The sequence below is a fragment of the Fulvivirga marina genome (assembly GCF_016775155.1).
In the GTDB taxonomy this organism is placed as follows: Bacteria; Bacteroidota; Bacteroidia; order Cytophagales; family Cyclobacteriaceae; genus Fulvivirga; species Fulvivirga marina.
This window is the reverse complement of sequence record NZ_JAEUGD010000004.1, coordinates 103,315-124,732: the sequence shown is the minus strand read 5'-3', so window position 1 is coordinate 124,732 and position 21,418 is coordinate 103,315. Positions and strand designations below refer to the sequence as shown.

The 21,418-nt window shown below is 39.6% G+C and carries 19 protein-coding genes; 10 read left to right on the top strand and 9 right to left on the bottom strand.

Features of this window, described 5'->3' with window-relative positions:
- Nucleotides 1-2: 2 nt before the first annotated feature.
- The gene (gene argJ / locus JMN32_RS02325) at nucleotides 3-1,214 is read left to right on the top strand and encodes a bifunctional glutamate N-acetyltransferase/amino-acid acetyltransferase ArgJ (protein ID WP_202854665.1); all 1,212 of its coding nucleotides are present in this window, start codon (nucleotides 3-5) and stop codon (nucleotides 1,212-1,214) included.
- Between the two features lie 314 nt (nucleotides 1,215-1,528).
- On the opposite strand, the gene JMN32_RS02320 is transcribed toward argJ, so the two are convergent.
- From JMN32_RS02320 to rpsF, 7 genes are all read right to left on the bottom strand, one after another.
- On the bottom strand, nucleotides 1,529-2,479 hold the full coding sequence (locus tag JMN32_RS02320) for a bifunctional helix-turn-helix transcriptional regulator/GNAT family N-acetyltransferase (RefSeq protein WP_238354313.1): 951 nt from the start codon (nucleotides 2,477-2,479) through the stop codon (nucleotides 1,529-1,531).
- Nucleotides 2,480-2,572: 93 nt separating this feature from the next.
- Complete coding sequence (ygiD, locus tag JMN32_RS02315; protein ID WP_202854664.1) at nucleotides 2,573-3,406, bottom strand: 4,5-DOPA-extradiol-dioxygenase; 834 nt, start codon at nucleotides 3,404-3,406, stop codon at nucleotides 2,573-2,575.
- A gap of 102 nt (nucleotides 3,407-3,508) precedes the next feature.
- A complete protein-coding gene (locus JMN32_RS02310; RefSeq protein WP_202854663.1) occupies nucleotides 3,509-3,913 on the bottom strand; it encodes a hypothetical protein in 405 nt (134 codons plus the stop codon).
- Nucleotides 3,914-4,150: 237 nt separating this feature from the next.
- Nucleotides 4,151-4,696 (bottom strand): GNAT family N-acetyltransferase, encoded by a 546-nt coding sequence (locus tag JMN32_RS02305; RefSeq protein WP_202854662.1) that lies wholly within the window; start codon nucleotides 4,694-4,696, stop codon nucleotides 4,151-4,153.
- A gap of 110 nt (nucleotides 4,697-4,806) precedes the next feature.
- Complete coding sequence (gene rplI / locus JMN32_RS02300; RefSeq protein WP_202854661.1) at nucleotides 4,807-5,247, bottom strand: 50S ribosomal protein L9; 441 nt, start codon at nucleotides 5,245-5,247, stop codon at nucleotides 4,807-4,809.
- 13 nt (nucleotides 5,248-5,260) lie between these two features.
- On the bottom strand, nucleotides 5,261-5,512 hold the full coding sequence (rpsR, locus tag JMN32_RS02295; RefSeq protein ID WP_040495468.1) for a 30S ribosomal protein S18: 252 nt from the start codon (nucleotides 5,510-5,512) through the stop codon (nucleotides 5,261-5,263).
- On the bottom strand, nucleotides 5,509-5,877 hold the full coding sequence (gene rpsF / locus JMN32_RS02290) for a 30S ribosomal protein S6 (RefSeq protein WP_202854660.1): 369 nt from the start codon (nucleotides 5,875-5,877) through the stop codon (nucleotides 5,509-5,511). The genes rpsR and rpsF overlap by 4 nt, the downstream gene beginning before the upstream one ends.
- A 196-nt stretch (nucleotides 5,878-6,073) precedes the next feature.
- Here rpsF and JMN32_RS02285 point away from each other — a divergent pair, with 196 nt between their 5' ends.
- Nucleotides 6,074-6,823, top strand: a complete 750-nt coding sequence (locus JMN32_RS02285) for a DUF547 domain-containing protein (RefSeq protein ID WP_202854659.1) — start codon at nucleotides 6,074-6,076, stop codon at nucleotides 6,821-6,823.
- Nucleotides 6,824-7,347: 524 nt separating this feature from the next.
- Nucleotides 7,348-8,211, top strand: a complete 864-nt coding sequence (locus JMN32_RS02280) for a M57 family metalloprotease (protein WP_202854658.1) — start codon at nucleotides 7,348-7,350, stop codon at nucleotides 8,209-8,211.
- A gap of 634 nt (nucleotides 8,212-8,845) precedes the next feature.
- Here JMN32_RS02280 and JMN32_RS02275 read toward each other — a convergent pair.
- The gene (locus tag JMN32_RS02275; protein ID WP_202854657.1) at nucleotides 8,846-9,808 is read right to left on the bottom strand and encodes a coiled-coil domain-containing protein; all 963 of its coding nucleotides are present in this window, start codon (nucleotides 9,806-9,808) and stop codon (nucleotides 8,846-8,848) included.
- Nucleotides 9,809-9,914: 106 nt separating this feature from the next.
- On the opposite strand from JMN32_RS02275, the gene JMN32_RS02270 reads away from it, so the two are divergent.
- Together JMN32_RS02270 and JMN32_RS02265 are read left to right on the top strand one after the other, a co-directional pair.
- Nucleotides 9,915-10,502: a methyltransferase domain-containing protein gene (locus JMN32_RS02270; RefSeq protein ID WP_202854656.1), complete on the top strand. Its 588-nt coding sequence runs from the start codon at nucleotides 9,915-9,917 to the stop codon at nucleotides 10,500-10,502.
- Between the two features lie 443 nt (nucleotides 10,503-10,945).
- Nucleotides 10,946-11,236 (top strand): GNAT family N-acetyltransferase, encoded by a 291-nt coding sequence (locus tag JMN32_RS02265; protein WP_202854655.1) that lies wholly within the window; start codon nucleotides 10,946-10,948, stop codon nucleotides 11,234-11,236.
- A 145-nt stretch (nucleotides 11,237-11,381) separates the two neighbouring features.
- Here JMN32_RS02265 and JMN32_RS02260 read toward each other — a convergent pair whose 3' ends face one another.
- Entirely contained in the window at nucleotides 11,382-11,696 is a 315-nt protein-coding gene (locus tag JMN32_RS02260; RefSeq protein ID WP_202854654.1) for a phosphoribosylpyrophosphate synthetase, read from the bottom strand.
- A gap of 311 nt (nucleotides 11,697-12,007) precedes the next feature.
- On the opposite strand from JMN32_RS02260, the gene JMN32_RS02255 reads away from it, so the two are divergent.
- The 5 genes from JMN32_RS02255 to JMN32_RS02235 all read left to right on the top strand — a co-directional run bounded on the left by JMN32_RS02255 (nucleotide 12,008) and on the right by JMN32_RS02235 (nucleotide 21,319).
- Nucleotides 12,008-12,277: a YtxH domain-containing protein gene (locus tag JMN32_RS02255; protein WP_202854653.1), complete on the top strand. Its 270-nt coding sequence runs from the start codon at nucleotides 12,008-12,010 to the stop codon at nucleotides 12,275-12,277.
- Between the two features lie 356 nt (nucleotides 12,278-12,633).
- The gene (locus JMN32_RS02250; RefSeq protein ID WP_202854652.1) at nucleotides 12,634-13,068 is read left to right on the top strand and encodes a pyridoxamine 5'-phosphate oxidase family protein; all 435 of its coding nucleotides are present in this window, start codon (nucleotides 12,634-12,636) and stop codon (nucleotides 13,066-13,068) included.
- Nucleotides 13,069-13,183: 115 nt separating this feature from the next.
- Nucleotides 13,184-18,190 (top strand): translocation/assembly module TamB domain-containing protein, encoded by a 5,007-nt coding sequence (locus tag JMN32_RS02245; RefSeq protein ID WP_202854651.1) that lies wholly within the window; start codon nucleotides 13,184-13,186, stop codon nucleotides 18,188-18,190.
- Nucleotides 18,190-20,487 (top strand): translocation and assembly module lipoprotein TamL, encoded by a 2,298-nt coding sequence (gene tamL, locus JMN32_RS27600; RefSeq protein ID WP_202854650.1) that lies wholly within the window; start codon nucleotides 18,190-18,192, stop codon nucleotides 20,485-20,487. Before JMN32_RS02245 ends, tamL begins: the two co-directional genes overlap by 1 nt.
- Before the next feature lie 136 nt (nucleotides 20,488-20,623).
- Complete coding sequence (locus JMN32_RS02235) at nucleotides 20,624-21,319, top strand: OmpA family protein (protein ID WP_202854649.1); 696 nt, start codon at nucleotides 20,624-20,626, stop codon at nucleotides 21,317-21,319.
- The last annotated feature ends 99 nt before the right edge of the window (nucleotides 21,320-21,418 follow it).

The following is a 21,418-nucleotide window of genomic DNA, read 5'->3' as shown; positions in this document are numbered from 1 at the left end:
AGATGATTAAGAATTTAACCAATGTAAGAGGCATTACTTGTTGGGGAGCGCATACCGGGGTTAAATCCATGCGCCGTGATCTGGCACTGATATATTCAGAGGTGCCAGCCAGTGCAGCCGCTACATTCACTAAAAATCAGGTAGTGGCGGAGCCAATAAAAGTTTCAAAAAAGAATATAGCGAATGGGAAGGCCCAGGCCATTGTGATCAATGCCGGGAATGCCAACGCATGCACAGGTGAACAAGGGAGACTTGGTGCTGAAGCTATGGTGAGAACTACAGCGGAGGAACTGGGAATAGACGAAGATCTGGTGCTGGTAGCTTCTACCGGACTAATAGGGGAGCCTTTCCCTACTGAAGATGTTGTTAACGGGATCAGGGAAAATATAGGGAAGCTTTCCAATAAATCTAATGCAGGTTCATTTGCAGCCAATGCGATACTGACAACAGATACATTTGCTAAAGAAGGTTTTCTGGAATTTGATGTAGATGGTATAGAAGTGAATATGGCAGGGATAGCCAAGGGATCAGGTATGATTCACCCCAATATGGGTACCATGTTGTCCTTTATAGTATGTGATGTAGCTATTTCACCCAAGCTTTTAAATCAGACTGTAAAGGCGGCAGTGGATAAATCCTTCAACATGATTACCGTGGATGGAGATACTTCTACCAATGATATGGTAGCAGTATTGTGTAACGGTATGGCTAAAAATCCGGAGCTTACTTCTAAAAAGGATCCTGGCTATGACTCATTCAAAGAAAAGCTGGAAGAGATCATGATCCACTTGGCACAAACGATCGTTTCTGATGGAGAGGGGTGTTCCAAATTTGTGAGGTATCAGGTAGTGAATGCTCCGAATGAAGAGATGGGGCGAAAACTCATTCGTGAGATATCTAACTCAACTCTCGTAAAGACAGCGCTTTTTGGTAGAGATCCAAATTGGGGAAGGATTATGTGCGCTGCAGGTAATGCAGGGGTGCCGTTTGATTTTGAAAAAACGGACTTGTATATGGGGAGTGATCAGGAACTGATTAAAGTATTAAGTCAGGGCAAACCGGAAGAGTTTGACCGCAATACCATGAAACGAGTGCTAAGACAGTCACAGTTACATATCAAAGTAGATCTGAACAGTGGTAAAAAGCAAGCAGAGGGCTGGGGCTCAGACCTCACAACCGATTATGTGATGTTCAACTCTGTTTATACCACATAGTTTTAGCTATAATTCCTAATCGGAGGATTGCTTCCTTCTGTATTGGTAGCAAGGGGAAATTCACGGGCTTAGCTGTGAACTTCTATAAGCTACGGTAGCTGAGTATTGACCGTTATAGAGATGATAGCAGGAGGAGGCGGTTCCCTAATTTCGAAGAATTCTTGTCTTTAAAATAATGAGGGGATGGCTTTGTGGTACATCAAAAGTGTACAAGGCAGACGGTGACTCTCATCGTGCCCTAATGATTAATGAACTACCCGGCAGAGTTTTGCGCAAAGGAACTTGGCGTTCACCTGCCAGGTTTGCTACTGCACTCACAAGTCTAATTCCATTTGGATGTTGGAGCGTTCATAGGGGGAAATCCTTCCGGCAACTTTTTTAAAGCCCATCTTTTGGTACAAACTAATTGCAGGTTTAAGTATCGTGTTACTTTCTAAGTAAAGCTTTTTTGCTCCCATACGGCGAGCTTTATCAATAACCGCCTGACCTAACAGCCAACCAATGTTCTTTCCCTGAGCTTTAGGAGAAACAGCCATTTTGGCCAATTCATAATCATACTCCGGGTCGTTCATCTTTAACCCTGCGCAGACGCCTACAGGCTCGTTGTTGTACAGGGCAACTACGATAAATCCACCATTGCTGATGATATAAGACTGAGGGTTGCCAAGAGCCTTGTGGTCTTCAGGTTCCATTTTGAAGAACTTTGATATCCATTCCTGGTTAAGCCTTTTGAAATCTTCCTGATATTTTGGGGAGTAGTCTACAACCTCCACCTTTTGACTCTCCTTCTCTTTCAGTTTTTCCTGCATTCTGCGGAGTAAAGACTTCTCTTCCAGCAGGTATTCCCATTCTTCAATGGCCTGCCACAGATCATGTCGGGTTTGAGAGATAATATCTTCAATCACCTCGTTTACATCTTCATACTGAGTCTGAGCTTTATTCTTTACATCTATGCCCTTTTGCGAGAGGCCTACTACATTTCTTCTGCCATCGTTTTTGTCTTTCGCTTCTGTAACAAAGCCTTTTTTAGACATCTCTCTGATGGTTCTGCTCACCGAGGGATGTGAGTGCCCAATCTCTTTGGCGATGGCCGTAATAGTTTTCTGCTCACCATTGGATAAAACATAAAATACAGGAAACCATTTTGGGTGAAGGTCTACATCATACATTTTATAAACCTTGGCAGCGTCCTCGGTTATTTTTTCTGTCAGCATGCGCAATCGGCTGCCAATTGCCATTTTGCCTACTTGGTCAAAGAAGTTCATATTTAATTACGTAACGTGTTACGTAAATTTAAACAGGTTATTGAATTTGCCAAAACATAATTCAAATTTTTAATAGGGGATAGTCATTGAATATTAGCTAAATATAACCGAAGTCATGTTTAGGGAACCTCCCACCAACTGATCATTAAAGAATTGTGTTTCCTCGGTCTTGCCTTGCAATGCTAATATATAGATCAACGGATAGTAATGGTCAGGGGTGGGGATTGCCAGCTTGGCAGCACTGCCTAGCTTTTCATAATGGATCAGTGCCTGATGATCGCGAGCTGATATTTTGTCCTTAAACACAGCATGTATTTCAAGAGCCCAGTCATAGCCATAATCAGGTTCATTGATCTTACTCCATGCAATCATACCCAGGTTGTGGATCATATTACCACTGCCTATAATGAGTACGCCTTTTTTGCGAAGCTGAGTAAGCTCTTTGGCTAATTCATAATGGTACTTTGCAGGTTTGTGGTAATCTATGCTAAGCTGCAATACAGGGATGTTAGCTTTAGGGTACATATGCCTGACAATGGTCCAGGTTCCATGATCCAGGCCCCATTCATGATCCAGGGCTACAGGCACGGAGGTAATGAGTCTCTGGGTTTCTTGAGCCAGTATAGGATTCCCTGGGGCAGGATACTGCACGTCAAATAGAGCTTGAGGAAAACCTCCAAAGTCGTGAATGGTTCTTGGGGTTTCCATAGCTGTAATGTGAGTTCCCCGTGTCAGCCAGTGTGCAGAGATTACTAGTACGGCCTTAGGTGTAGGTGTCTGTTGGCCTAGTTTTTTCCAGTTATTGCTGAAAAAGTTGTCTTCTATACCATTCATCGGGGAACCATGGCCTATGAATAATGCAGGCATAATTTCTCCCTGATCTTCGAGTTGGTCAGTATAACGCTTAAAGTTTTTTAATGAGCTCATGTGGGCAAATTTAATATTTAATGTTTAAACATTGAAATAAATATTAAAATTCACAGCAAATGCTTTATTAAAATTTTTTATTCATCTTTATGTATGAGCCGGTTATGATTTTGCCATCGTAAAACTTAAATTCAGCGATTTTTCCACTGTAGGGAATGGGCATTTTGATGTGGTGCACTTGGTTTCCATGATGGAGGGAAAGTTCTTAATAATATCTCCATTTTTGTAGAAGTATACTTCTGTAACAAGGGTGTCATAAAAGTAGGCTGCGGAGCGAAACTGTTCGCCTGATGCATAATAGCTTTCTGTGTTTTGATGCTTTAAGCCATTCTTGAGGTTTGTTTCGGCACTCTTGGGCCCGAAATTAAAGTACTCAACTTTAAGAGTCCGTTGCTCGTTCAGCGGATAAGTGACTGTTTTGAAATGAGGCTTTTGTTCTTTTTTCTCAATCTTTGGAGTGTAATTCTGACTATTCAAAAACTTCCAGGTTAGAAAAATAAAAAGCATGGTTAGCTTATGATGCTTGATAATTGGATATAAATCAGCCTGCTTTTTTGACGCTCCATCTTTCTTTGAATTCGTTCAAGTGTTTCAGGCTCACAAGTCTTATAGGTATAATGGCTTACCTGTTTTTTTTTGAATTCTTAGTCGTAAAGCTGTTTAACCTTTTTGAATGCCACTTTTGGCTTACGGGTATAAACCTCTTTTCGCATTCTAAACCCCATGTATCCCATAGTGTAGTGTTTATATGACGGCTTTTATTTCATACAATACGCATTTACCAAGTCTTTTATCATTAATGAGTTGGGGGTGAATGAAGTTTTTAACCTTACTCATTCCAATTTTCTTCATGACCGCTTCTGATCTGGTATTAACAGCAGGAGCAATTGCGTAAATGTGTTTTAGCTGAAGTTTATTGAATGCGTAATCCAGAGTGGCCTTAGCTCCCTCTGTAGCATAACCTTTATGCCAGGCACTTTTTTTTATTCTCCATCCTATATCAATGCAAGGAGTGAAATCAGCTTCATAGTCCTGTGTTGATATGCCAATGAAACCTATAAACTCTCGGTTTTCGGTTTTTTCTACTGCAAAGTAACAGAATTGGTTTTGTTCGAACTGTTTTTGCATTCTCGATATAAATGAGTTGGTCTCCTCTTTAGTCGGAGCTCTTGGAAAGAACTCCATAACCTCTTTGTTCGAATTGATGGCATACATTTCGTCCAGGTCATTGATGCTCCAGTTTCTAAAGCCTAATCTTTCGGATTGAAATAAGTATGGGTTGTCCTGCATGCTATTATGTAGTTACGTTTTATCTATTAAGTTGTTTAATATAAAGTCTTCATAAACAAAAAAAGCCGTGAAGAGAAATCTTCACGGCTTTTAGTAATGTGTCTTTTGAATTACTCAGCTACAACCTTTATAGAGATTTCGTGTTGAACTTCTTTGTGAAGGTCAAGCATAGCTTTGTATTCTCCAAGATCTTTGATAGGGTTAAAAGAGATTTTCTTTTTGTCGATATCAAATCCTTTGGATTTCAATGCTTCAGAAACCTGATTGGTAGTGATAGCACCAAATATTTTGCCGCTTTCACCAGCTTTGGTACCTAACTCAATGGTAAGGTCGCCAATGCTCTTAGCTAATTCTTCAGCGTCTTTTTGTATTTTTTCAGCTTTGTGAGCAGCTTGTTTGATGTTCTCAGCAATCATTTTGCTATTAGAGTTGTTAGCAATGATAGCATATCCCTGAGGGATCAAATAGTTTCTGCCGTAACCTGGTTTTACTTCTACTGTATCGTTTTTGTAACCAAGTCCTGCTATATCTTGTGTTAGTATTACTTGCATGATAATAGTCTTATTATTTTAAAGAATCGGTTACATAAGGCAATAATGCCAAGTGTCTGGCTCTCTTTACAGCTTGAGAAACCTTCTTCTGGAATTTCAGGCTAGTGCCGGTAATTCTTCTAGGTAAAATTTTGCCTTGCTCATTTACAAATTTCAACAAGAAATCTGGATCCTTGTAGTCAATATACTTGATGCCATTTTTCTTAAAACGGCAGTACTTATTCTTGTTTTCGTTCCTGTTTACAGGTTCGTTCATTAATGTCATGATGCAGCCTCCTCTTTAGTTTTCTTTTTGTCTTTTCTAAATGCGCCTTTTCTTCTTTTCTCGTTGTACTCAAGAGCATGTTTGTCGAGTGCAGTAGTGAGAAATCTCATTACAGCTTCATCTCTTCTAAACTCAGTCTCCAGTTTGTCTACTAATTGAGGGTCTGCCTTGAATTCTACCAGGTTGTAAAAACCAGTTGACTTATGCTGGATTGGGTAAGCCAGCTTTCTTAAGCCCCACTGCTCTTCATTGATTACTTCGGCATCGCCTTCAGTAAGTACCTGAACGAACTTCTTGACAGTATCCTTCATCTGTTCTTCAGACAAAACGGGATTTAAAATGAATACCGTCTCGTAATTTTTCATACTTTAAATAATTATGGTTGTTAAAATTTTGGTCTGCAAAGGTAGCCAAATACGATGAAATTCAAAAGCTCTTACTAAAAATTGTGGTAGGTAGGGTGGTTTTAAGGGAGGTCTCCTTTGGTGAAGTAAAGATTTGTACTTCAGCGTTACCTTTATGGTTAGTTTGCGTTATGAAAAGTAATGTGAATTTGGTCATATGAGGTTATTTCTTTTTATACTGTTATTGTCAGCTTGTAGAGGTACCACTCGACAAAGTGCACCTGAACCACCAGTGCACGACACCTGGAATGAATTGTTGCAAACGCATGTGGATGAATCGGGGTGGGTAAACTATAGAGGTTTTATACAGGATCGGGAAAAGCTGGAAAGCTATCTTATATTGCTGAGTGATCATCCACCAGATAAGGGGGTATGGAGTAGCGATGAGCAATTGGCTTACTGGATTAATGTGTATAATGCCTTTACTGTAAAGCTCATTATTGACCACTACCCCTTAAAAAGCATCCGGGATCTTGATCCATGGCTGAGTATACCTACCATTAATACTGTGTGGCACAAAAACTTTTTTAAGATAGGAGGTAAGGAGATAACTCTGGATGAAATAGAACATAATATATTAAGGCGGGAATTTGAAGAACCCCGGATACACTTTGCTATTAATTGTGCCTCATATTCCTGTCCTCCTTTGAGATCTGAAGCTTATAGAGCTTCTATTATCGATGAGCAGTTAAATGAACAAGCCATTAGGTTTATTAATGATCCCCAGAGGAACGGTATAAAGAATGATCAGGTAGCACTATCCAGTATTTTTAAATGGTTTGAGGAGGACTTTACAAGGGGTGCTTCTTTAATAGAGTATGTAAATCAATACAGCCAAACCCATATTTCAGATGATGCCGATGTGGTATATATGCCATATGATTGGCGTTTAAATGAAAAACCATAATTACATTCTTAGGCGAATGTGCTACGTAAAACGAGGTTGCCCGGTAGTTATGAATTGCAACATCAGGTGCAACGATACATTAAATGTTGGGTGACTTTGCCTGCTATACGTAAGATCAGCATTCCGAATGAGGATGGGGTGGGCTTAATAGGTTGTAGATAAACCGCTGCTGAAAACCGGAAAGGTATTCATTGAGGTAGAGGTAGTTGTTTAAACAATTAAAGTGTGCCGGATTTTGGTAGTATTTAGGTTTAGGAAGGTGCTATATGCTAAAAGAAATAATTAGAGGTTCTATTTTGTGTTAAATATTACATGTTTCGTGAAATTGATTTCAGGTTGTTATTTATGATAATGTGTGTTTTATGTGTTTTTTATTTGTATGTAAAAATAAACCATGATATAATCTTTGTTTTGTTTACAAAAAGGTACAAGTGTATTTGGTCGGTGTGATTTGCTTCTTTTTGTATCCCTAACAAGTCCTATCTTGCAACCGAATTTTATTTTCAACCTAAACCATTTTATGTATGAAGAATGTTAAAAATGCTCTAGCAATTGTATGTGCATTTGCTTTTGGAGCTGTCTTTGTCACCTCTTGTTCACAAGAAGAGGAAGTTGCACCAAACAAAGCTGACAACCAACTGGCAATTACTGATAATGTAATGGCTCAGTTCGGTGAGTTAGGTTTTGATGTTGGTGATATCGATGTTACCGGTAAAACTGAAATGCTTGACCCAGCTTATGAGTCCGGAAACTATCTACTAGAAGGAGATATTGTTATCACCCCTGAAAACCTTTCTCAAATGCTTAGCAGCAGTGTTTACTACAAAGGACCTGTTGGAGAGCAGTACCGTACCAATAACCTTGTAAGTGCACCTAGAACTATTAACGTAATAGGTTACACTGGAGGTTCTAATGCATTGGACAATACTATGAGAACTGCCTTGCAGTGGGCTATTGATAACTACAATGCCTTAAACACTACCTTAAACTTCACGCTTACTTTCGGTACTAACTATGGTTCTTATGATATCGTAGTTTACAGAGTAAGTGGTGCCGGTGGTGGACAAGCAGGTTTCCCTAGCGGTGGTGCCCCTTACAAGTATGTACAGATCCAGTCTGGTACCAGCAACTACGGTACTAACGTAGTGGAGCACGTGATCACTCACGAAATTGGTCACTGCTTAGGTCTTCGTCACACTGATTACTTCAACCGTTCGCTTTCTTGTGGATCAGGTGGTAATGAAGGTGATGCTGGTGTAGGTGCAGTTCACATCCCTGGTACTCCTACTGGTTACGATGCAAATTCAATCATGCTTTCTTGCTTCTCTACAGGTGAGGATGGCGAATTTGGCAACTACGACAGAGTAGCTTTAGAGTATCTGTACTAATTCAGACAGAAACAATTTAACATTGAAAGTCGCATCGTGAGATGCGGCTTTTTTTGTTTCTATTGGGTATTCTTCTATACTAAAAGTTGTTGAAAGGGACTGATCCTAAAAATTTACTTGATCAGGTTAAAAGCTCTTGAGTAAATGGTTTGATAAACCGGTCATCTTTTGAAGAGGCAGCAACGATGGTCCGCTTAAAACAGTACAGGTATTTGTTATCCATTACTACCTTAAAATACCAGGCAATATCATAAGGATCATTGCCAAAACATCACAGCTCTATGCCCCTGGTATGATGGAGGTGTGTCTCTTCAGCGCCGCAGTGCGGAGTACATTTGCAGCCCTTCTATTCATGACTTGTTCGGTTTTATTGGCAGTGTCAGGTTCATGCCTTTTTACTACTCCTGTGTTAACTGCTGGAGCAGTAATAATTTCAGCTTTTGCAGTGGTGTCAAGTACCTTTTCGTATTTGGTTTGACATAAAAACTCCTGTTCGAATATCTTCAGGGTATCTATAGAATTGTTTCTCTGTTTTTCTATTTCCTGTTAATCGTGGGAATGTAAGTAAAAAAAAAGAGGTTGTATCAACACTTTTGATACAACCTCTTTCTTTAAAACTGAGAGTTTTTTCTTCTTATTTTACTTCAAATTGCTTGCTGCCCATTTTATAGCCTTCAGTGTACACTTCCAGGTTGTAAAGCCCCTCTTCCCATTCGCTACCTTTTTCATATTCAAAGGTTAGCTGCTGACGAGTGTTATCAAACAATATTTCTTTGTTGGAAGTATAAAACTCCTCTTTGCCTTCATACATAAAAGTACCAGAGCCTTTGGCTACATCAAAGATGACCTGCCCATTACCGTCAACAATGCGTACCATAATATCCTTACCTTCTATTGGAGCCACCTCGTTTTCCGCAATATTGAAAATTACTTTGATCTTATCGGCATGTCGACTCTTGAATGGAGCTTCTCGCTCTTTTCCCCGGCTGTTGATAGCATAGATAAGGATATTTTCGGCTTTTAATTGTGATGCCAACTCTACTTTAGAAATCAACGCTTCTTTAGATTTGGTTACCTCGCTTAATGAATCGAATAATTGATTCTTTTCTGTTTTTAGCGATGTGTTCTCTGTTAAAAGCTCAGAATTAACATTTTTAAGCTTTTCTATCTCTTCATCTTTGGCTTTAAGGAGTACTTCATAACCTCCCACCTTATCTTTTAGGTTTCTGATCGTACTTCGGTTGGCTCTTTGCTGGCGGTTCAACTCATCCTGTATATCTGCTTTAGCTTTCTCAAGTTCAGTTACATCACCTCCCAATTTTTCAATTTCAGCTATCTTCTCATCTAGCTCACGACTAATATCAGTAAGACGTTGCATAGTAACAGCCAATTCCTGTTCAGTACTAGCGAGTTGATTTTCTGTAGCCACACTCTCTTGGTGGTCCAGATAGATTTTAATACCCTGAACAATAATGATTATCGCCAGAATAGTCACTATGATAGCTGTTTTCCTATTAGATTTTTTATTTTCCCTTATGGATTGTTCTCTATGTTGCTCCTTTTTAATGGGGTCGTTATTAGATGTATTTTCAGTCATAGTTAGTTTAATTATAACTTGTAGCGTAAAATTATCCTTTATTTAATATAATTCAATAGAAACTCTTTCATTTGTAGCACTTAACGTAACCATTAACAGGGGTAATATGCAACTTGACGAAAATTATTGGGCTAGCCGCTATATTGAGGGAAAAACCCAATGGGATACCGGAGCAATAACCACACCTCTTAAAGCATATTTTGAGCAGCTTAGCGATAAATCGGTTTCGATACTCATCCCAGGGTGTGGTAATGCCTATGAAGCTGAATATTTACATCAGGCTGGCTATAAAAATGTATTTCTGGTAGATGTATCTGACATACCTCTCCAAAACTTTGCCAGGAGATGTCCGGACTTCCCGGAGGAACATCTGCTACACAAAGACTTCTTTAATATAGAGCGAACGTTTGATCTGATTATAGAGCAGACATTCTTTTGTGCCTTGCTTCCGTCACAAAGAGGTGCATATGCTTTAAAGTGTGCAGAATTGCTCAAAGATGGGGGGCACCTTGTGGGGGTATTATTCAATGATGAATTGTTTCAGGATCATCCGCCCTATGGAGGCTATAAAGAGGATTATGTTCGTTTTTTTGAACCATATTTTGATTTTAAAGTCTTTGACAAATGTTATAATTCTATTAGCCCCAGGGCTGGCAGAGAGCTTTTTATCAATTTGATAAAAAAGCAATTTTAATAATTTGCAAATCAGGTGAATATATGTTGTGAGTTAGGGGAGATTCTCACCAGTGAGTATGTTCCGCCCCACAATGTATGTTACCGCATACACGCTACTTCAGGTACTTTTTGGTGGCCTTAGCGATTTTTCATAACTCAGCCAAGGGCCTTTTTAAGGATTAATCCACTGATTAGTGCCACTTCTCAATACCTGTAAGAAGTTATAACCTTACGGTTTTTATAATAGTGATCATAGCTTTTTATTTTTTCTGATGAATATAATGATGTATTGGTGCATTTTTATCATGGCTACAGGTTGCTAATTGGGGTACATTGTGGAATTACCACCTCATAGGGATGAGCCTTGTATCTTATGATATAGAGTCACTTTATCCGGAAGCCATGTTCTTATGATTGGCATGCTTTTTATACCTGCAATATTAACATTTAAAAGTTTGGCTTATGGACTGTTCTGTTAAATTAGATATGGTAGGTAAAAGGTTCACAACTACAGTAGAGGGCAAGCAGGGATATTTGCAATTCAGACAGATATCACCACATATATTTGATCTCAACTATATCAATGTTCATGAAGACCTTAGAGGAAGGGGGATAGCTTCTTCATTATTACACGATGTATTGATTTTTGCTCAAAAGGAGCACATCCAGATTATACCAGGGTGTGAATTTGTTGTGACATACCTCGAAAAACACCCAGAGTTTAGATGTGTGGCTTGGCATGAGAGCCGGTAGTTGGTATGTAAGAATTGACTAAGAAATAATACAGTTTCTTAGTCAATGATGCATTTTTCATGGAGGTAGGGAAAAAGGGGGGGCAAAGGGAGGATAAATACAAAGGGAAACACAAGAATACTCTGAAGGTACGAAAGGTTAGATCTTAACGGGTTTCGTTATAATGAGCGTTTTTCAGAAACTTCTCCAGTTCCGGGCTTGAGTCAACTCCGTATGAATCAACTAATGTTCCTTTGTCTCCATATTGGCTTTCAATGGAGTACAGTATAGCCTCATCAGAAGGATCGGTATCCCCCTCAAAGCGATATTCGCCTACTATAGTTAGTTCTTCAGCATTGTAGCTCTTCTTTTTATCTGAGGTGAAAAGCTTGTTATCACGATATATGAAGTCAAGTGTGTATCCTCGGTCTTTTAGGGTGTTAATCACTTCAGACATCGACTTTAAGTTATGCGTAGACATAGTTTTATTTTTTAGTAATGCTTCGTGTATAAATTAATAAAGTACTAATCCTGTGCCATCTGTGCGATTGGGCCTGATCTTAATTCAGAGATAGCTGCCCTTGGTTCATTTCTACAAACTGTAGAAGATACTACACGAATTCGAATCTGAAAATCAGTTGGAAACCCTGTTGCACATACCCAAAACTCCCTTTTTATCATTTGTTTGACCATGATGCCAAGGGGTTCACCTTTTTGGTATGCCTTTTTCATTATAGTAGGAGTATCCGGAGAGAATTCGGATGTATGTTGAATTAAAAAAGATAGAAAATTATGAATAACAGCACAAAGGTAATTACAGGATTCGTAGTAGGAGCATTAGCAGGTGCACTAACAGGGTTGTTACTAGCCCCGGAAAGCGGTCCGGATACAAGAAAAAGGATTACAAGAGAGTCTGAAAAATTAAAAGATTCTTTATCAGAAACAATTGCTGAAATCCTTGATTCCGCCAGGAACAAGTATAATGCAATGCTGGATGAATATACTGAAGCTGGTAAAAAGACAGCTAATAAAATAAAGCAATCTGCAAAAATCAATAGCTAATGTCAGGAGGTTTACTGTTAAAATAATTCTAAGGTCAATAACATGAAACCAACCAAGGAATAAATGATCCAATAATAATATAGAATAACATTCAAGGTAAGCAGAAGCATGTTGGTCTTACAGGTAATGACAGAGCCTTTATAGAAGGCAAGGTTGCAGGGCGATCCGTGTCAGATGAGGAATGCATTCCACATTTGATAAACTACAGATCCATTAATAAAAAGAGAACTTAATAAGTTATTTAGAGGTTGTTTTAGATACAAGGGGTCTGAAGCACCCTCTTCTTTTCATTCAGAAGGTTTACTAAACAGATATCAATAATTATACAGGATCAATAAAACCGAAGTCAACGCCAAATGGAAAATGGAGGAGAAAAACTGAGAGATGACATTGCTGCCATTGAAGTGGCGATGTTAATTACGATTGACGATAACCATAACCTGAGAAGCAGGCCAGTGCATACTCTCCAGCTCGATGGAGCAGGCGTACTTTGGTTCTTCACTACTCGTAACTCCCCAAAACTTGACGAGCTAGAGGAAAATAACCATGTAAACCTTTGCTATGCGGATGCCAATAGTCATACCTATATTTCAATAACCGGCTGTGCAGTATGTGTTGATGATGAGGAACGCAAAGAAAAATTCTGGAGTCCAATGCATGAAGCCTGGTTTCCTCAAGGGAAGAATGATCCTAATCTATGTATGCTCAAAGTGAGGATCAGGCATGCAGAATGCTGGGATTCTGAAACCTCATCAATGAAAGAGTTGATCAGGGTGGAGAATGTTATCTGACCTTTCCGCTTCAAATAAGTAGAAAAAGTAACCTTACAGAGGCTTAATTGCCGAGGCTTGTTAGTTATAAAACTATTAACACTTAATAACTTTGCAGCTTATGACCAATGGCTGAATGAAAGCAGGTAAGTTTAAAAGCATATTGCTTAGAGTACTCAAAATCATGGGGTGGTTCCTGTCAGGAACTGTTTTATTATTGGTGCTGCTCATATTATCCCTTAGGCTGCCTGTTGTTCAACAATTTGTTACCACCAAAGCTGTTAACTTCTTTAAGAATAAGACAGGTGCTGAAGCAAGTATTGGTAGTTTATATATAGACTTTCCAACAGATATAGTCATTGAAGATATATATGTAGAAGATCAGCAGGGAGATACCCTGGTATATTGTCATAGCATTAGCATGGATACATACCTTTGGGGTTTGTTAGATAACCGTTTTGAGGTTGATGAACTCGAAGTTAAACGGTTAGTTTCCAATATTTATAACCAGAATACAGATAGCACATTCAATTTTCAGTTTATAGTGAATGCCTTTGCTTCATCTGCCAAACCCAAAGATACAACGGCCATGACTGCCTCCCCCTTTACCTTTGCAGTCTATACAGCAGATATTGAAAATGTTAAAGTAAACTATGATGATCTTTACCATGGAATGAAACTGTCTGTAGATCTGGGACATTTCTTTGCTGACATTTCGGAGTTTGATCTTAACCAATCGCTAATTACAGTTGATCAGGTTACCTTGGAAAACAGTGAAGGAAAGCTTACCCTATTGAAAGAAACCACTTCGTCTGATAAAGTCTCATCACAGGGGATAAACATTGGGGGTAAAGCCTTATGGGTTGATAATGTGAAATTCATATTTGAAGATAAACCAGGCAATATGAAGTTGTTAACGGAGATCGGGCATGTAGAAGCACAAATTAAAAATCTTGATATAGCCCGACATGTTTACGAAACCAAAAATATTGTAGTAGCTAATACTTTTGTCTCCATAGATCAGTTTAGCAGTCCGCGGGATACAGCCAATGTCATGCAGGACACCATTCCTGCAAGTGACCTGAAACTATTGGCATCTACAGAACAGGCCTCTATTGAAAATGTGGATTTTCGGTTATATGATCATAATTTTGTCCAGGGCAAAGGCTTTGACCCTTTTCACATGTGGTTTCAGAAGGTAAGTGCTGAGCTTAACGAAGTGAAATTCGAAAATGGCTATGCCCAGGGAGAGATCAGAAGCCTGGCTGCAAAAGAAAAGGGAGGAATGAATCTGGAGCAGCTCAGCGCAATGGTTAAATATGGCAAAGAGGAATCTTTTGTTCACAACCTTAGCTTGATCACACAATATTCAAATGTGAACGGAGATTTGAAAGTAATCTACCCATCTATTGAGTTCTTACGGAAAAAAACTCAGCAGGTAAAAATTAAGGCGGATTTTTCCAGATCAAAGTTTGATATGGAAGACCTCTATTACTTTCAGCCTGCATTGAAGTCTCAAATGCCCTATCTAAGTGGTAATGCCAGCGATGTCATATTTGAGGGGAAAGTTTCAGGTTCGCTCGATGACTTGAGTGTATCCGGATTATATGTTGAAGCTTTCCTGAATACAAAGGTAAGTGCAACAGGCAAAGTCAAGGGGCTACCTGATATAGGTAAGGCTCAGTGGGACATTAATTTGAAGGAGCTGACCACGACCCAAGAGGATTTGTATTCTACTTTGACAGATTCGTTGGTGCCACCAAATATTAGTTTTCCTGCTTCTTTACAAGTTTCGGGTGCTTTTAGAGGCACTATTAACGATTTTAAAGCCAAAACTAAGGTTAGTAGTAGCTATGGTAGCCTTGAGGCGGATGTGCATATAGCCATGCTACCCGATAGCCTGTATACCTACCAGGGTAAGTTGCTAATCGATAACTTTGATCTCGGAAAACTGATGGTAGGAGATATCATGTTAGGCAAACTAACCATGCAGGCTGAAGTAGATGGAAAAGGTTTTACTCTCGAAGAAATAAATACACAAATTAAAGGAAAAGTAAGTTCATTGGGGTATAACAACTATATCTACAATGACCTTTTGATTAACGGTAAATTACATGCCAAAGAGTTTAATGGTGAATTGTCAATGCATGATCCAAACTTGGACTTTGACTTTAGCGGGTTAGTAAATCTCAATGATAGCATACCGGGCTATAAGTTCTCACTAGATCTAAGGGCTATCAATCTGCGTGCCTTGAATTTTTCCAGTAATGACCTGCGTTTGAAGGGCAGAGTGGTTTCTGATATTAGAGCATCATCAGTTGAAAATATTAACGGGACACTTGAAGTGAAAGACTTTGCGATAGCCCGGGATGAAGAAGTGTACAAAATTGATACTTTTCTGCTGTCATCAACAACTAACAACGATAAGACTGATATATCTATATATTCAAGAGTTCTTGATGCTAATTTTGAAGGTAATTTTGACTTAGTGACCCTTCCCGAGGTCTTACGACAGCATTTTAACAGGTATTATGATCTAAATGATGTCGAAGATGTCGAAAAACTGGCCTATCAAGAGTTTACCTTTAGTATAAACATCAAGCGACCGCAATTCTTTTCAGAAATGATAGTTCCGGGACTTGAAGAGTTCCAACCTGGCCTGATCAAAGGAACGTATAATAGTGAGCAATGGATGCTGGACATAGATATACTTGTACCAAAGCTCGTTTATGACGGTATAGCTGTTGATTCACTAAGTATTGGTATACACTCTGATGAGGAGTACCTTGAATATGAAACAGATGTGGGTAAGCTTGCTTCGGGGAGTTTTGCAGTTGATCATATCAACCTTTCCGGGATTGTTGAGTCTGATCACATGGAGACCGATCTCAGAATCATGGATGATGAGAAAGAGGAGAAGTACCACTTGGGAGGCATTTTTATTAGTGGCCCTGATTATTACAGGTTTCAGTTTACACCGGGCAAGTTTGTGCTTAATTATGAGCCATGGGATGTGAAACCTAGCAATAGCCTGGATTTTTACCCTTCAGGGCTTTGGGTTAAAAATTTCTTCCTGGCTAATGATGGTCAACAGATCAAGGTTCAATCTATTGTTAACCCGAAAGGTGATAGCGTGCTAACAGCTGATATTGTGAATTTTGAGTTGGGGTATCTGGGTAAATTGGAAGAAAGCAAAGGCTATTTACTTGGAGGTGTCTTAAATGGGGATATTGATTTCAATATGAAGTCTTCCAAATTCGCTTTTACTTCAGGTATCAATATTAGCGATTTTAGCTACAGGGGAGATACTTTAGGTGAAGTGACGCTCCATGCTTATAATTCGGATAACATAAAGTATAATCTGGATCTGGATGTGACTGGTCAGGCTAATAACCTAAAGGTTGACGGTTATTATCTTGCAGATAGTATGCCGACATTAAACCTTCAAGCCAATCTGGTTAGACTCGACCTTTCAACAGTTGAGTCATTTACGATGGGGCAGTTGCAGGATTTAAATGGACTGCTTACGGGAAACCTTAAAGTGACAGGTACGCTCAGTGATCCTGATATCAATGGAAAATTAACTTTTAGAGAGAGCTCCTTTAGAGTGAGTTATTTGCAGAATTTGCTGAGTATAGATAATGAAACCATCACCTTTAATAAAACAGGGATCTCCTTTGATGGTTTTACACTACGGGATAAAGATAATAATGAAGCACTGGTTGATGGGATGGTGCTTACCGATGATTATACTGTATACCAGTTTGATCTGAAGGTTAAAGCAAAGGATTTTCTAATACTAAACACTACAGAAGATGATAATGATCTTTTTTATGGTAATTTGGCTATCAATACTACAGCGCACATCACAGGTACATCTAATCAGCCTGATATACAATTGAACTTAAGTCCGAAAGCAGGGAGTAACCTCACCTATGTTATTCCCGAAGAGGAGATCCACATACAAGAGCGTGAAGGGGTGGTCGAGTTTTTTGATAAAGACCAGGAAGAAGATCCCTTTCTTAAAGAAACCAAAATTTCGATTAAAACGGATTCCATGAGTCATGTATTAAAAGGGATGAACCTTACCGCAAAGATAGATGTCAGTCGTAATAGCACATTTAGTGTGGTGATTGATCCGATTACCGGTGATAAGCTCACGGTTCAGGGGGACGCCAACCTTACCTTGGGTATTAAGCCCTCTGGTGATATGACCTTGACAGGGCGTTATGAGGTTTATGATGGCTCCTATAATCTCAATTTTTACGGCTTGGTCAAAAGGGAGTTTAATATTGCACAGGGTAGCTACCTCATTTGGACCGGGGACCCACTCAATGCACGCATGGATATTACGGCTACCTATACCGTTTCAGCGGTTTATGAAATACCCGGAGCTATTAACCAAACCTCGACTCAAAAGGCTCCTTTTATAGTCTACCTGGATATTAAGAATGAGCTGCTCAACCCAGATATCTCTTTCCGGCTCGGGTTGGAGGAAAGTGCAGTGGCATCAGGAGCAGAAGCGTTTGTAGCTCAGGTAAACAAAAATCAAAATGAATTGAATGCTCAGGTTTTTTACCTGTTGCTGTTCAAATCAACTAAAGATTTGCAGTCGTTCAGTACAACCGGTGCCAGTGGCAATATTGCAGAGTCAACAGCAAGAAGCAGTGCAAGCCGTATATTGAGTAACCAGTTAAATAAGCTGGCAGGGAAGATTGAAGGTGTGGAACTGAGCCTCGATTTGCAGTCTTACAATACCTTAGGAAACCGATCAGGAGGTACTACGCAGCTGGAGCTAGGTCTTTCCAAGCAGCTCTTCAATAATCGTGTTGTGGTAAAAGTAGCGGGCAACTTTGGTCTGGAAGGAGAGCAGGCCGAGCAACAACAGGGGCTATCCGATTTTGCAGGGGATATCCGTTTAGAATATAAACTTACTAAAGATGGACGCTTCCGCCTGGTGGGGTTTAGGGAAAATGAGTATGATAACCTGCTTCAGGGTGAAGTGGTGAAAACAGGTGCAGGAATTATCTTTGTTCGGGATTATGATTCGTTTAAAGAGCTTTTTAAGGCGAAGGATAAAGAGGTAGAACAACGTAAAGGCGGGCAAAAAAAAAGTAACAAAGCAAAAGATTCTACGAAATAGTGAAGCACCACCAGATAAATATATTACTGTTCTTAACCGTCGGGCTTTTTGGGGCTTGTAGTGGTGCTAAATACCTGAATGAAGGACAGAAGTATTATGATGGTGCAGAGATTAAGTTTGTTGGCTCAAAAGGTGTAAAAGGAAAAGGCAATTTGAAAATAGAGCTCGAAGAGATGCTAACACCAGAGCCAAATGTAAAACTGATGGGAAGCAGGCCCAAAGTTTGGTTTTATAATATAGCTGGGGAACCTAAAAAGAAGAGAGGGTTTAGAAATTGGATGAAAACCAAGCTGGGGACAACGCCAATCTATTATTCCGATGTAGACATTACTCGCAATATTAATCTTCTTGAAAATAAACTACATAATGAAGGGTACTTTCAGGCTTATGTAACTTGTGAAGTTAAAGAAGGTAAGCTGGCTAATACCATAGTTTTTAAAGCTCATGTAAGCGAACCATACCGTTACGATACGGTACATTTTCCAGCAGGAAATGCCCCCCTTCCAAAGTCGATCAATAGTATTAAAGGGGAGACTTTACTCAAAATAGGGCAACGATACGATCTGGATAGGATGAAAAGTGAAAGAGCCCGGATAGAGAAGGAGCTTAAAGATCAAGGATATTTCTACTTTGATGATCAATATTTGCTTTTTAGGGCCGATAGCACTATCGGTGATAAAAAAGTAGACCTACATATGACTGTTAAGCATGATGCCCCGGCAAAAGTGCAGGAGATCTATCATATATCAGATATATATGTCTATCCAAATTATCGGTTTGAGGGAACAGAAGTCACGGGGAATGTAGATACAACCATGGTGAATGGTATACATTATATTCATAGCGATAACGCTTTTAAGCCGGAGGTTATCACACGACATGTTAGGATAAAAGAAGGAGATATATATACCAAAGAAGCAGAACTCGTTAGTCTCAACAGGCTGATCCAGCTGGATGTATTCAAGTTTGTGAATGTAGACTTTAAAGATATGGAGCACCGGCAATTACGGGCAGATGTATTTCTAACTCCGTTTCATAAAAAGTCAATCAGATTAGAACTCCAGGCTGTATCAAAGTCAAACAACAATGTAGGTCCTAGCTTTATGGCCTCTTTTAGAAATAGAAACTTTCTGAGAGGTGCTGAACACTATGAGTTGAACCTCACTGCCGGGTATGAAGTGCAGGTAGGAGGGAAAACAGACCAGCCGTTAAGTTCCTATATACTGGGAATTGAAAATGTGTTAACCGTTCCCAGGTTCGTTACACCACTCAAAATAGAGAATGTATCATCACGGTTTGTTCCTGAGACAAAATTCAAGTTGGGCTTCAAAACCCTTCAGCGAGTAGACCTTTTCAGATTAAACTCGATAGATATCAATTATGGGTTTTCTTGGCATGAAACAAAAACCCGGAGGCACGAATTATACCCTGTAAGTATAGACTTTATTCAGTTGGGTAATGTGTCTGAAAAATTCGATAGTGTACTCCAAAGCCGTCCAATCTTTTCCAGAAGCTACGAAGAGCAATTCATTATAGGAGCGACCTACTCCTTTTATTACAATTCTCAGGGTAAAGAAGAGCGGATAAGTAATGCGCATAACTTCTACTTTAATGCCAACTTCGATGTTTCGGGTAATCTGTTGCATTTACTACAATCAACAGCTGCCACAGAGCAAAATACCGACGATAATCCTTATCAATTATTGGGGTCTCCCTACTCTCAATTTGTAAAAACAGATATTGACTTCAGGCATTTCTGGAGGTTGAGTTCAAGCACAAAATTGGCTTCCCGGCTCATAGCCGGGCTGGGATATGCTTATGGAAACTCAGTGGTTTTGCCCTATACTAAGCAGTTTTCGGTTGGAGGTTCCAGTAGCGTCAGAGCTTTTAGGGCTAGGTCAGTAGGGCCAGGGGTATATGAGGCCCCGGAGGATCAAAACTATATAGATCAAACTGCAGATATCAAACTAGAGGGTAATGTAGAGTATCGTTTTGATGTTATTGGCGCCTTTAAAGGCGCCGTTTTTGTGGACGCGGGTAATGTATGGACCCTGGAAAAGGATGAAAGCAGGTCAGGGGCTGAATTCGACTTTTCAGAATTCTACAATCAGATTGCCGTGGGTACGGGGTTAGGGCTTCGGTTCGATGTCCAGTTTTTTGTATTGCGTTTTGATCTTGCCCTTCCACTGAAAACCCCTGCGAATGATAAGTGGCGGTTTAGTGATATAGCTGTCCGTGACCGGAAATGGAGAAGGGATAACCTCTTATTAAATATAGCCATAGGGTATCCTTTTTAATCAGGTTGTTGATATTATTCCACAGCTTGAATGATTATTTATTATCAAGAAATACGTTAGACATTACTCAGAGTAGTATAATTAAGGTTGGTATTCATTTTGGTATTGTTCAATAAAGAATAACAAAGTAGAAATTATGAGACCAGTAAGAAATAGAATAGTATCATTAGCCTCAGGCTGCTTTATCTTAGTAGCATTTGTTTTTGGCTCGTATTTATTATCTGGTTGCCAGGCCAGTAATGCCACTAAGGGGGGAATTATAGGAGCTGCTTCCGGGGGTGCAATAGGAGCAGCTATTGGTAGTGCATCAGACAATACTGCGGTTGGTGCAATAATAGGAGCCGCTGTGGGAGGTACTGCAGGTGCCTTAATCGGAAGGCGTATGGACAAGCAAGCCGAAGAGTTAAGGAGAGACCTCGAGGGTGCAGAGGTTGAGAGAGTAGGGGAGGGAATTAAAATTACTTTTGATTCAGGGCTGCTTTTCGATATAGATTCCTACAACCTGAAACCAGCAACCAAGGCCAATCTTAAAAGTCTTGCCACGACCTTGAATAAATACGAAAACACCAACATCCTCATAGAAGGACACACTGATAATACAGGGGCAGATAACTACAATAAGACATTGTCGGAAAATCGGGCGGGTGCCGTAACCAATTACCTCAGTGCCCAGGGGGTAAGTAGAAGCCGTATAACAACCATGGGGTATGGAGAGTCGCAACCAGTTGCTGATAATAGTACAGCTAATGGACGTCAGCAAAACAGAAGGGTTGAAGTCGCTATTTATGCTAATGATAAAATGAAAAAGATGGCAGAACGAGGTGAACTTTAATTTATAAATTCTCATTTAACAACATAATTAATATCCATAGATTGGTATACTATTAATTAGAGAAATTAGTTTATCTTAAAACCCCGATCTTGACTTAAA